Consider the following 12,601-nt stretch of genomic DNA (forward strand, 5'->3'; position numbering starts at 1 on the left):
TCATTCCACCTGCCGCTGGGCGACTTTCTGCCCTTCGCTCAGCGAGGACGACGGGAAAAGAACCACCTGCTCGCCCCCCTTCAGGCCGCGCAGCACTTCGGCGTCGATTCCGTTGTTCCGGCCGATCTCGACAGGCCGCAGCTCGGTGCGCCCGTCGCGGACCACGAACACCGCCCAGTCCCGCCCCTGCCGGAACAGCGCGCCCGACGGCACGATGGTGGCATTGTCCCTTTCCCAGATGACGATACGCACCTCGACCCGGTATCCGTGACCCAGCCGGGCGCGTTCGGATTCGGCGCCTGCAAAGTCGATGACGGTTCGGACCCGCTGTTCCTCGACGCCCAGGGCCGAATGCTTGGTATAGCCGAAGGGATCGACCCGGCTGACCACGCCTTCCAGGTCCTTGTCCCCGCCCCAGTTGGTAATCACCACACGCGCGCCCTTCTCGACCTGAACGGCGTCGGTCGAAAGAAGTTCGGCCACGATTTCGAGGTCATGTTCCACGTCGCCGATTTCGAGAATCGCCTCGCCCGCGGGGATGGTGGTTTCGCTTCGGTGCATGACCCGAAGCACGGTGCCGTCGATCGGGGCGGTGATCGGAATCGTGGGCAGGTTCAGCGCCCTGGTCGTCATTGCCTCGGCCAGCCCGAGATCGTCGAAACTGATGAGTTGGGCCAGCGCGTTGTTGACCTCGGCCTCGCGCATGGCGATGGCCGCCTTCACGGTTTCCAGCTGGGCATCGGCCACGCGGGCCTCCTGCTCGGCCCGTTCAAGCTGAACCCGCGAGACGATGTTGCGTTCCACCAGCTTGCGGATGCGCGCCAGCTCGCTGTGGGCGAAGTCGCTTTTTGCCTGGGCCGCCTTGAGGTCGGATCTTGCCACGCGCAGAGCGGCTTCGGCCGCGTCCACCGCGGCCTTGGCCTGTTCGCGCGTCCGCACGTCAAGTGCAGCCGGCAGCGCCGGGTGCATCTGCGCCACCAGATCCCCGGCCTTCACGCGGTCGCCGGGTTCGAGTTCCACCCGCTGCAGGTCGCCCCCGACGGGGGAAGACACGATATAGGGTTCGCGTACCCGTGTCCGGCCTTCCTCGTCGATGGTGACGACCATCCGGCCGGTGCGCACTTCGGCCATGTCCACCAGCGTTGCGCGCGGCCAGAAAGCCCCGGCAAGAGCGGCCGCCACCACGAGTGCGGCGGCCAGTGTCATCACCTTTCGGGAACGTCTGCGTCTGGGCGCCATGCGATCTACTCCGTCGTTTTCAGGGCGGCAACGATGTCCGCCCTGTCGATATCACGTTTGACCAGCCAGCCCGACGCCAGCGCCGCCGCGACGACGACGACCATGGCCCAGCCATAGCTTTCCAGGCTGAAGATCGGCGGGATCTGGTAGATGTCGGTGCTGAACCCGCGCGAGATCGCGAAGGATAGCGCCCATCCCCCCAGCCCGCCCAGCGGCAGCGCCAGCAGGGTGACGACCGCCAGTTCGCCCAGCAGCACGAAGGCCACTTCCGGGCGCGAGAACCCCAGCACGCGCAGGCTGGCCAGATCCCGGGCCCGTTCGGCCTGTGCCACGCGGGCGGCGTTGTAGATCACGCCGAAGGTGATGACCGCCGCGATGGCCGCCATCACGTAGCGCATGCCGCCCGCGCCCTGGTCCATGATCCTTTCCAGTGACCGGCGACTGTCCGACTTGCGGCTCACGCCGGCAACCATCGGCATCGACTTGAGCCGGCGAAAGACCTCGTCCGCGCGTGCCGGATCGATGCGCAGGAAGGCCCCGGAGACGCGCAGCGGTTCCCTGAGCGCACGGTTGAGCGCGTTCAGTTCCATGTAGGCGGGCGACCCGAGCAGGGTTTCGGCCACCGCGATCACCGGCACCTCGGCGCGCGGCCGGCGGCCTTCTCGCACGTCCAGCGTCAGCACGTCGCCGGGGCGGATGTCCAGCGTGCGGGCAAGGCCCACGGAAAGGATGATCCCGTCGCCGCGAATGTAGATCGGCGCCTGGCGACGATCCACCGCTTGGTTCAGGCGTGGCATCGTCCGCATTCCGAATACCGCGCCGCGGTAGGTTTTCGGGCCGTGGCTCAGGATCGCGGGAACCAGCCTTACCGGTTCGACCTCGATCACGCCAGGCAGGCGCTGCAGTTCGAAGATGCTTCGCGCCTCGATCGGGCGGGTGAAGGTGACGGTAATGTCGCTGCGGTCCACGACGCCGAAGGTCAGGTCCGCCATTTCGTCGAAGCTCGACATGACCGAGGTCATGGCGGCGGACAGGGCCACGCCCGCGGCGATGCCCAGCACCGCTCCGGCCATCCGTGCCGGTGCGCGGGTCAGGCGCCGCAGAACCATGCGCGTCGGTTGGTCGAGAAACCGGTTCAGGAAACCGCCAAACCGCCCCGTGCGGCTGTAGTCGGGGGGAACCGCCGGGCGCATGGCCACCGCCGGGGTCAGGGCGAAGACCCGGCGCAGCACCAGCAGCCCGCCTGCCGAGGCCGCCAGGATGCTGACGGCAAAGCCGGTGAGGAACGAGGACGGATCGAGCCGGAACACGAGGAAGGGGAACTTGTAGAAATAGAGATACAGGTTCACCATGGCCCGTCCGGCCACGATCCCCATGAGGCACCCCGCCAGCGCCCCCAGCACGGCAATGGTCAGGATCATGCGGAAATAGTGGCCGCCGACCTCGCGGTTGCTGTAACCGAACGCCTTCAGCAACCCGATCTGTTCGCGTTCGGCCTGCACCATGCGCGAAATCACGATGTAGAGGAGAAAGGCGGCGACGGCGAGGAATACGGGCGGCACGATGCCGGCCGAGGTCCGCAGGCCGTGAATTTCCTCGCCGATGAAACGGTCCGAGGGCAGATCCTTCAGCCGGAAGGCGCCTAGGCCGCCATACCTGTCCAGCAGCCGGTCGGTGGCGGCGATCACCGCCGCCGGTTCGGCATCGCGGGTCAGCGAGATGAGCGCTTCGTTGAAGGCCCCCTTCATCTCCATCACGCCCGCGAGCGTGCGCCGGTTCATCCACAGCACCGCGAACCGGGCGTCGTCGGGCACCATTTCGCCCGGCGGCGTGGCGTAGAGAAATTCGGGCGCGCGCGCGAGGCCAACGATGCGGTAGCTGCGGCGAAGCCCGTTCATGGTTGCGCTCATGCGGTCGCCCGGCCGCAGGCCGTGGGCGCGGGCAAAGCTGTCGAGAACGATCACCTCGTCTGCGCGCCCCCCCTCCAGCATCCGCCCCTCGGTCAGGTGAATCGCGTTCACGTCCGGCGGGCGCAGCTCGGGCAGGGAAACCGCCCTTGCCTGAACCGGCAGGGCCATGCCCTTCATGTCGATCAGGGCTCGCCCGACGACCCGCGTCTCGACCGCGGCGACGCCCGGAATCCGGCGCAGCGCAGCGGCAAGGTGATCGGGCGCCCGCGCGACCGGAGCGAACACCTCGGCCAGCCGGTAGCGTTCGTAATAGGCCCTCCGGGTCTCTTCCAGAGATGCGATCAACCCGGTCATCATCACCAGCAGCAGCACGCCCACGGCGATCACCATGCCGATGGCAACGGCCTGTCCCCTGATCCGCCACAGGTCGCGGGCGAGTTTCCGGTTCAGAGGGGACATGGCGGAGCTACCATTCGATCTCTTCCGGGGCCTTCTTCGCCGTGTTCTCGATCACCTCCTTCACCTCGCCATCCACGAACCGGATCACCCGGTCGGCAACTGCCGCCTGCGAAGCGGCATGGGTAACGATGAACACCGTCGCGCCCAGCTTTTCGTTCACGTCCCGAAGCACCTTGAGCACCACCCGTCCGGTGACGCTGTCCAGCGCGCCGGTAGGCTCGTCGCAGAACAGCACGTCGGGCTGCTTGGCCACCGCCCGGGCGATGGCGACGCGCTGTTGTTCGCCGCCCGAAAGCTGCGAGGGGAAATGGTCGGCCCGGGCGCCAAGACCCACAAGCGCCAGCGCCTCGTCCGGGTCCATCGGGCTGCGGGCGATCTCGGTCACCAGTTCGACGTTTTCGCGCGCGGTGAGGCTGGGCATCAGGTTGTAGAACTGGAACACGAACCCCACGTGATCGCGGCGATAGCGGGTCAGTTCGCGGTCGGTCATGTCGGAAAGAACGAGGTCGCGGAACATCACCACGCCGGCGGAGGCGCGATCCAGACCGCCCAGAATGTTCAGAAGCGTGGACTTGCCGCTGCCCGAGGCGCCGAGGAGGACCACGATTTCGCCCTCGGGGATTTCGAGATCCACGCCGCGCAGGGCGTGCACCGCCGTCGGACCTTCGCCGTAGGTCTTGCGAAGGTCGCGGGTGGTGAAGCTGTTGGCAGGTCCGGTCGCGCCCGCTTGGGGGTTGGGTCTCGTCATCGGTTCCGGCCTCCGTGTCCCGGTTGCCAGCATTTCCCTCATGGCGGCAAATTTCAACTGCCGGGCTTGGCGAAAGGCGGCAATCCGGCCAGAGTGCCGCCACGAAAGCATGTCCCAGCGCGAGAGGAATTCCATGACGGATCACCCCCTGACCGGCCATGACGGCCCCTATCCGGCCCCCGTGGTGGTGGCCGGCCGCACCGTGCAGGCGGACTGGATCGACTATAACGGCCACATGAACGTGGGCTATTACAGCATAGCCTTCGATCAGGCGCTCGACGTCATGCTCAGCGAACATCTCGGGGTCGGGGTCGAGCATGTGGAAGCGTCGGGCCAGGGGCCCTACGTGGTGCAGGCGCATCTGCATTTTCTGGCCGAAATGCTGGAAGGCGAGCGCTTCTCGGTCCGCTTCCGGCTACTCGATCACGATGCAAAGCGGCTGCATTTCTTTGCCGAGATGGTGACGGATGACGGGCGTATCACCGCCACGCAGGAAGTTCTGGTCGTGAACGTGGATCTTGGCGCGCGGCGCTCGACACCCTATCCGGACTGGGCCTGCCGCCGCTTTGCCCGGATGCAGGCGGATCACGCCGCCTTGCCACGGGCGCCGCAGATCGGTGCGCCGCTGGCAATCAGACGGCGCGCCCCGGCCGGCGCCTGATGCCGGAATTGTCGCCCGGCACCGAAACCCGGTCGGATGCCCGCCTTTCGCGCATCCTGTCCCTGGCCGAGGCCCATTTCGGCGAGCGTGTCCGCCATGTCTCGGCTCCGGGCGGGGAGGGGCGGTCGAGTTTTCGCCTGCTGCTTGCCGGTCGCTCGGTCATTGCGACGATGCGTGCCGATCCCGCGCGCACCCGGCTGGAGGCGCAACTGCTCGAGCATCTGGGCGCGCATTGCGACGACACGCCGAAATTCCTCGGCCTCAGCCGCAACGTCCTGTTCCAGTCCGACGTGGGGCATGACCGGTTGGCGCAGCGCATCGCGCTCTATCGCCGAAAGGCTCAGGTCGATCTGGCCGCACAGGCGGTTGCCGCGATTTTCCGCTATCAGCGTGCGGCGGCGCGGCCGGGGCTGCGGGCGCGGCTGCCGCATCTGGGGGTGCGCCGTGACTGGGTGGCCCGTTTCGTCGGGCAGGTCGAGGTTCTGCGGTCGTTCGGTCAGCGCGTCCCTGGCGGCTTCGATCATGCTGCGGCCTGCGCCGCCGTGGCCCGGCCGGGGTGGTGCTTCGTCAAGTGGGATTGCCGGGCCGGAAATGCAGCGATCGGGTATGACAACCGGGTCCGCTGGTTCGATTTCGAATATGCCGGCCTGCGCCACGGGGCCGAGGACGTTGCCTGGCTGGTGGCCGACGAGACCTGGCCGGTCGCCCCCGCCGTCATGGAGGAGATCGTTGCCGATGCCTTCGACCCGGGCCGTGACCGGCGCCGCGAGGACTATCTGGATTATCTCGCGATCTACACCACCTTTCACGCGGCGCACCGGATCGGCCTGATCCTGCGCGAGGCCGCTCTTCGCGGGTGGCAGCCCAAGGGCAGGGTGCGGGAGCTGGACGATGCCGGGGTGCATCCCGATTTCGTCATCCAGCTGTTGCGGGTCGGCGCCCATTTCGCGGTGCGCACGCGCGTCACCGCCCCCCTGGCGCCGGTGTTCGAGGCGGCCGCGCAGCAGTTCCGGGCGCAGCCGGATGCGGCCATTGCCGCATGTCCGGACCCCGCCGGGAAGGTGGGTGAGCGCGGCGCCACAATTCGGATGTGAGGGGGGGAATCCCGATTTCGCCACATTTTCGGCGAATCCCGCGCACTCCGACTGATTCTTGCATTCATGCATACTGTTTCCAAAATGAAAACAATAAGTATTTTGCAAGACTATTGTTTTTGGAAGAATTGAAAGAATGATCGAATTTTCGTGATTTTTCCGTCTGAAACGTTCTGTTTCGTCAAGAAAAGTTAATTCCCCGTCCCATCGTGATACATTCAATTGTGGCAATTTCGGGGCGCAAACGGGTCTTGAATTTGCCGATTTGCCGGAAGCGAGGGGGTCGCCAAACGGCAGACAGTAAAGGGTGGAATCCCGGTTTTCTGCTTGGCCGGGGTTTGTTGGTTGGGTTTCCGGACTGCCGGCTTCCGGCCGGCGTCCGCTGCCACGATTGGGGACGTCATGAAAGATCTTTCGCGAACCGGGCTTGCCGTTCGGCCAGTCCGCGTGACCAGGAAATTCACGGCGGGAGCGCATTTGAATCCCGGGGGGCGCTCCCGCCGGCTGGGGGCCGGGGGGCATCACGGGCGGGCACGCCTGAGTTCGGGCGTGCGGTCGGGCTGGTACCCCGACACGGGAAAGCGGGTGCTGGATGTCGCCCTGGTTCTTCTGACGGCGCCGCTGACCGTTCCGGTCATGGTGCTGTTCGGGCTCGCGCTGTGGATTGAAAGCGGCTTTCCGCTTTATCGCCAGGAGCGTCTTGGCCGGGGCGGGCGGCGCTTTCATATCTGGAAGCTGCGCACCATGGTCCGCGATGCCGACGAACTGCTGGAGCACTACCTGTCCGTGGATCCGGCGTTGCAGCAGGAATGGGAAAGGACGCAGAAGCTCAAGAACGACCCGCGCGTGACCCGGGTCGGCGCGCTCCTTCGGATCACGTCGCTGGACGAGCTGCCGCAACTGTGGAACGTGCTCAGGGGTGACATGAGCCTTGTCGGGCCGCGGCCGATGATGCCCGAGCAGCTCGGGCTTTACGGCGATACGCGGGCCTATTTCGCGGTCCGGCCGGGAATCACCGGCCTGTGGCAGATCTCGGCCCGCAACGAAAGCGTGTTCTCCTATCGTGCCACGGTCGATGCCGCCTATTGTGCCTCGATGTCGCTGCCCGGCGATCTGTCGATCCTGTTTCGCACCGCGGGTGTTGTCCTGCGGCGCACGGGGTACTGATCGTGCGGGCCGCCACGCGGTTTCCCGGCCCTTCGCGGGCGCCGCGGGCGGGTGACCCGCGGGGCGCTTCTGCTATGATCCCGCCGGGGGAAAGGGAATGAGGGATTTCGATGCAGCGGGCCCTGGACAGGAATGCGGCGCCGGTTCGGTCCCGGAGGACGGGACGGCCATGACCGAGCAGGGGTTCAAGCGGTTCCGCAGGCGCAGGGCGCATCTCTCTCCCGAACTGGCGGGAGGGGAAAGGCCGATGCGCCCCGACGAGGACGGTTTCATTCGCGGCGAAGAGGATGCCGCGCCGTCGCCGGTGACCAACCTTCCGGCCCGGATCGGCGATGAGTGGCCCTTCCTGCCTGCGCAGCCGACCATCGAGGGGCCGGTGCGGGGCGGCGACCGGCCGCTTGTCAACCTTTGCCGGGACGATCCGGCCGCGCGGGCCTTCGACCTGCTGCGGACGCGTCTGCTGCAGGCGCTGCGCGACAACGGCTGGAGCCGCGTCGCCATTGCCGCGCCGCTGCCGGGGTGCGGAGCGACCTTCACGGCGGTCAATCTGGCGCTCAGCCTTGCGCGCATTCCCGACAGCCGGACCGTGCTGATGGATCTCAATCTCAGGACACCCGGCGTGGCCGCGGCGCTGGGCGCGCGCGTGCCCGCCAATGGCGACATGCGCCGGTTTCTGGGTGGCGAGGTGCCGGTGCGCGAACAGTTCGTCCGGGTTGGCGAGACCCTGGCGCTGGGCATGGCGGCCGCGTCGGACAAGGATGCCGCCGAACATCTGCATGACGGCCGCACGGCCAAGTCGCTCGGCCGGATGTTCTCGGCGCTGCGCCCCGACGTGGTGCTCTACGATCTGCCGCCGGTCCTGGTGCATGACGATGCGGCGGCGTTTCTTCCGCATGTGGACGGCGTGCTTCTGGTCGCGGACGGCGAATCCACCACCGCCGCCGATATCGAGGCCTGCGAACGGGTATTCGCAGGGCGCACGCGGCTGTTCGGCGTGGTGCTCAACCGGGTGCGCAGGCGAACCCGCGACAGGGTGGAATGCTAGAGGACAACTGGCGCATGCCGACACGGGCGGCACAGGCAGGGATATCGAGACATGGGACCGATCCAGAGCTTTTCCGATTTCGCCGACATGGTGAGGCGGCGTGCGCCCCTGATCCTGCTGGTGGTCGTGGCCGGCAGCATCGCATCGGTGCTCTACGCCCTGGCCCAGCCGGTGCTCTACCGTGCGTCCGAGGTGCTCCAGGTCGTGCGGCCGCAGATCTCGGACGAGATGGCCAGTTCCACCGTCGAAGGCTCTGCGGCGCGGCGGCTGCAACTGGTCGAACAGCGCCTGATGGCGCGTGACAGCGTCCTGGAGATCATTGACAGGTTCGGTCTCTACACCGACATGCCCGCGCTTCTCGACAGCGAGCGGGTGGCGCTTTTTCGCAGTTCGGTGCGCATGGAAGGGGTCGAGGCCGCCCGCGAAGGAACGCGTCCGGACGGGGCGCTGGCGGTTCTGCGGATATCGGCCGACATGCCTTCGCCGCTGCAGGCCCGCGATGTGGCGCACGCGCTTGCCCAACGGACCATCGCGCTGAGCCGCGAGGCGCGCCTGGGCGAGGCGCGCGCCACGCTCGAATTCCTGCGCGTGCGCGAACAGTCCCTGGCCGAACAGGTCGCCCGCCTTGAAGCCGAGATCGCCGACTTTCGCGAGCGGCACGACGTGGCACTGCCCGGCAGCATCGAATTCACCCGCAACGAACTGGCTGCGCTGAACGAGGCCCTGCTGGCGCTGGCGCGGGAAAGGATCGGCCTGCAGCGCGAGGCCCAGCAGGTCGATGCAAGGGAACGTCCGGCCACCGCCGCGCGAATGAAGGCTGACATCGCCGAACAGATCGCAACCATCGATGCGCAGAGGGACCTCTTGCTGGAGCGCAAGGCCGAGTTGCGCAAGTCCATTGAAACGACGCCCGAGATCGAACGTCAGCTGGGCGCCTATGACCGCAAGCTGAGACAGTTGCAGGAGCAGTTGAACGATGCGACCGATCGCCGTTCGGCGGCCGAGATCGGCTATCGCCTCGAAGAAGCGCGTCAATCCCAGCGCCTTGTCGTCATCGAACCGGCGCAACTGCCCGATTATCCCGTCTCCGGCGGGCGCCGGAAGATCGCGGTTCTCGGCGGTGCGGCCAGTGTCGCCCTTGCCCTGTTCCTCGCTTTCCTGCTGGAATTTCGCAGGCCGGTGATCCGCTCGGCCGCGCAGATGGAACGCGAACTGGGCTTTCGTCCGGTGGTGACCATTCCGGTGATGGAAACCGGGACCCGGCGCCGGCGGGGCTAGCGCACCGGCGCGCCGGCGCAGAACGGCGCACTTGATCAGGGAAGGTTCGGGTTCGGGAGGGGGCTCTGCCCCCCTCGGCCCTGCGGGCCTCACCCCCCGGGATATTTGCAGGCCAGAAAAAGAGCATCGGGAAGCGCGAAATTCGGAGGAGCCTGATCCTTGGGGGGGCGGTTTTGAGGGTGGCTGTCGGGAGGAGGCGGAGGATGGGACGGGATCAGATCAGGCCGGTCGGGTCGGTCAGCAATTCCCTATGCAGGGACAGGGCGGCCGCTGCCGCCCCCGCCGCGACAAGTCCGAAGAACAGGTCGTGTTTCCAGTCCCAGACGTGATGGCGGCGGGCGATCCGCACCAGCAGCGGATAGACGAGGATCGATGCCGCGCCCATGGCCGCGATGGCGCCGAAGACGCCGAACGTGGCGACCCCGGCCAGCATCAGCGCGACCTTGGCGATGGCTCTGGCCCCCTGGAAGATCGCGTATGATCGGCTGTCGCCTGCGACCAGCGCCGCCGGCTCGTAGGTCATGCCGATCACCGCCGGCATGAGTGCGCAGGCCACGAGAGTGACAACATGCCCCGAACCGGCATAGCGGTCATCATACAGCAGATCGACAAGCGCGGGTCCGGCAAAGGCCATGACGATCAGCAGCCCCAGAATCAGCGCGGTCAGCCCGCTGCGCATCTGCCGCTGCCGGCGGAAGTTTTCCGGCGAGTCCTGCGCCGGGCGGTCACGATAGACCGGCATCATCAGCCGCTGGTTGACCGAAAGGGCAAGCTGGTAGGGAAAGCTCGCCAGGAAATAGCCGATATTGTAGAGGCCCAGCGCGTGAAGCGGCAGGAATTTGCCCAGAATGGCCCGGTCGCTCTGGCTGGAGACGAACCAGAAGGCGGTGCTGAAGAATATCCACTTGCCGAAGTGGATCAGTTCGTGCGCGGCGCTGGCCTCCCAGCGAAAGCGGTTTCTCGGGCCCGGCAGAAGGACATGCATCAGCGCCAGCCGGGTGGCCTCCTGCACCAGATTGCCCACGACCAGCGCAATGACCGATCCGGTCTGCCAGGCAAGCAGGACCATCGAGGCGATGCCGATGGCCTGGGCCAGCAGGTTCAGGGCCGTGACCCGTCCCACCAGAAGATGCCGGTTCGCGGTGTCCACCCGTGTCGGCAGGAAGCCTGCGACGATCAGGGCCAGCCCCGATACGGGAAGGTAAAGTGCCAGGTCCGGTTCGGCGTAGAATTCGGCAACGGGCCAGGCCAGCGCCGCCGTCAACCCCCACAGGAGGAACCCGCGGATGACCCGCAGGGTCCACGCGGTATTCAGAAACTCCGGATCGTCGCCGCGCGGACTTCGGGTGATGGCGGCGCCAAGGCCCACATCCGAAAGCATCGCCAGCCCCATCATCACCAGGTTGATCAGTGCCATGAGGCCGAAGGCTTCGGGAAACAGCAGCCGCGTGAGGATCAGGTTCGAGGCAAGCCGCAGCCCCTGCCCGGCGCCAAAGCCCAGCATCATCCACGAGGCGCTGCGCAATACCCGCGCCGCCAGCCCGTCGCCGGAAAATGCCGCCCTGATCCGTCTCATCCCGCGTGAACCCGCGCATCGCCCGTCCGGGCATCTGGTTGGGCAGGCTATGGGTCGGGAAGGGCGGGGGTCAATCAGGTGCGAGGCGGGGTGCGGCATTCGCTTCGTGCCTGTGGCTTTGCCGTGCCGGGGCGGGCCGGCCCGCGCTTTTCACACGGGGCATGCGCGGCTAGTGTGGCTGCGCAAGCTTCCTTCTGCCGGTGATCGTTTGAAACTCGCCTATGTCCTGAACACCTATCCGCAGCCCTCGCACAGTTTCATCCGGCGCGAGCTGCGCGCGCTGGAACGTGACGGCGCCGAAGTGGTGAGACTGTCCATGCGCCGCGCGCAGGCCGACCTTCCCGATCCGCAGGACAGGGAGGAGGCGGCGGCAACCGAATACGTGCTCGATCGCGGCGCCGCCGGGCTGGCGCTGGCGCTTGTTCGGGCGGCGTTCGTTTCGCCGATCCGGTTCGGGGCGGCGCTGCGGCTGGCGGTCAGGATGGGACGGGCATCGCCCGGGGGGGTGGCCCGGCATCTGGTCTACCTGGCCGAGGCCGCCCATGTTGCGCGCCGCTGCGCCCGGGAAGGGGTGAGGCACATGCACGCCCATTTCGGCACCAATTCGGCCTCGGTCGCGTTGCTGGCCAATGCGCTGGGCGGCCCGGGGTTCAGCCTGACGGTGCATGGGCCCGAAGAGTTCGACGCGCCCGCGGCGCTGTCGCTTCCGCTCAAGCTGAGGCGCGCGGCCTTTGCCGTGGGGGTCAGCCAGTTCGGCCGCGCCCAGCTGTGCCGCTGGGCGGATTTCGACGCATGGCCGCGCCTGCATGTGGTCCGTTGCGGGGTCGAGCCGGCCAGTTTCGCCGATCCGGCGCCGTTCCCGGCCGGTACGCTGCGCCTCGTCTCGGTGGGGCGGTTCAGCGAGCAGAAGGGCCAGATGGTGCTGATCGAGGCGCTGTCGCTTCTGCAGGAGGCAGTGGCGGATTTTCACCTCGCTCTGGTGGGTGATGGCGAGATGCGCCCGGCGCTGGAACGGGCCATTGCCGAACGGGGGCTGAGCGATCGGGTGACGCTGACGGGCTGGTTGCCCGAGGCGGGCGTGCGCGCCGAGCTCGACCGTGCCCATGCGCTGGTCCTGCCCAGTTTCGCCGAAGGCCTGCCGGTGGTCATCATGGAGGCGATGGCGGCAGCCCGGCCGGTGATTTCCACCCATGTTGCCGGCATTCCCGAGCTGGTCCGGCCGGGCAGCACCGGCTGGCTGGTTCCGGCGGGGGATGCGCGGGCGCTTGCGGATGCGGTGACGGAAATGGCCGCCACCCCGGCGGCGCGGCTGTCGGCCATGGGGCAGGCCGGGCGGCAGCTCGTGTTCGAGCGCCACGATGCCGGGGCCGAGGCGGCAAGGCTGGCCACCCTGTTTCGCCGGGCGGTGGCGGCGGAAGGGTAAA

The 12,601-nt window shown here is 67.4% G+C and carries 10 protein-coding genes; 6 read left to right on the forward strand and 4 right to left on the reverse strand.

Features of this window, described 5'->3' with window-relative positions; genetic code table 11:
• From ACZ5CM_RS02155 to ACZ5CM_RS02165, 3 genes are read right to left on the reverse strand one after another with little or no spacing between them, the layout of a single operon-like run.
• A complete protein-coding gene (locus ACZ5CM_RS02155) occupies positions 1-1,206 on the reverse strand; it encodes an efflux RND transporter periplasmic adaptor subunit (protein ID WP_464640848.1) in 1,206 nt (401 codons plus the stop codon).
• Positions 1,207-1,244: 38 nt separating this feature from the next.
• The gene (locus tag ACZ5CM_RS02160) at positions 1,245-3,608 is read right to left on the reverse strand and encodes an ABC transporter permease (protein ID WP_464640850.1); all 2,364 of its coding nucleotides are present in this window, start codon (positions 3,606-3,608) and stop codon (positions 1,245-1,247) included.
• 7 nt (positions 3,609-3,615) lie between these two features.
• Positions 3,616-4,356 (reverse strand): ABC transporter ATP-binding protein, encoded by a 741-nt coding sequence (locus ACZ5CM_RS02165; protein WP_464640852.1) that lies wholly within the window; start codon positions 4,354-4,356, stop codon positions 3,616-3,618.
• A 133-nt stretch (positions 4,357-4,489) separates the two neighbouring features.
• On the opposite strand from ACZ5CM_RS02165, the gene ACZ5CM_RS02170 reads away from it, so the two are divergent.
• From ACZ5CM_RS02170 to ACZ5CM_RS02190, 5 genes are all read left to right on the forward strand, one after another.
• Positions 4,490-5,017, forward strand: coding sequence for a thioesterase family protein (locus ACZ5CM_RS02170; RefSeq protein WP_464640854.1), 528 nt, complete (start codon positions 4,490-4,492; stop codon positions 5,015-5,017).
• The gene (locus ACZ5CM_RS02175) at positions 5,017-6,111 is read left to right on the forward strand and encodes a hypothetical protein (protein ID WP_464640856.1); all 1,095 of its coding nucleotides are present in this window, start codon (positions 5,017-5,019) and stop codon (positions 6,109-6,111) included. Before ACZ5CM_RS02170 ends, ACZ5CM_RS02175 begins: the two co-directional genes overlap by 1 nt.
• A gap of 447 nt (positions 6,112-6,558) precedes the next feature.
• Positions 6,559-7,278, forward strand: a complete 720-nt coding sequence (locus ACZ5CM_RS02180) for a sugar transferase (RefSeq protein ID WP_464640858.1) — start codon at positions 6,559-6,561, stop codon at positions 7,276-7,278.
• A 169-nt stretch (positions 7,279-7,447) separates the two neighbouring features.
• On the forward strand, positions 7,448-8,323 hold the full coding sequence (locus ACZ5CM_RS02185) for a CpsD/CapB family tyrosine-protein kinase (protein ID WP_464640859.1): 876 nt from the start codon (positions 7,448-7,450) through the stop codon (positions 8,321-8,323).
• A 51-nt stretch (positions 8,324-8,374) separates the two neighbouring features.
• Complete coding sequence (locus tag ACZ5CM_RS02190) at positions 8,375-9,601, forward strand: GumC domain-containing protein (RefSeq protein ID WP_464640861.1); 1,227 nt, start codon at positions 8,375-8,377, stop codon at positions 9,599-9,601.
• 214 nt (positions 9,602-9,815) lie between these two features.
• Here ACZ5CM_RS02190 and ACZ5CM_RS02195 read toward each other — a convergent pair whose 3' ends face one another.
• On the reverse strand, positions 9,816-11,177 hold the full coding sequence (locus tag ACZ5CM_RS02195) for an oligosaccharide flippase family protein (RefSeq protein WP_464640863.1): 1,362 nt from the start codon (positions 11,175-11,177) through the stop codon (positions 9,816-9,818).
• A 208-nt stretch (positions 11,178-11,385) separates the two neighbouring features.
• Here ACZ5CM_RS02195 and ACZ5CM_RS02200 point away from each other — a divergent pair, with 208 nt between their 5' ends.
• On the forward strand, positions 11,386-12,600 hold the full coding sequence (locus tag ACZ5CM_RS02200; protein ID WP_464640865.1) for a glycosyltransferase: 1,215 nt from the start codon (positions 11,386-11,388) through the stop codon (positions 12,598-12,600).
• Position 12,601: the final 1 nt, after the last annotated feature.

Source organism: Piezobacter thermophilus (assembly GCF_055386745.1).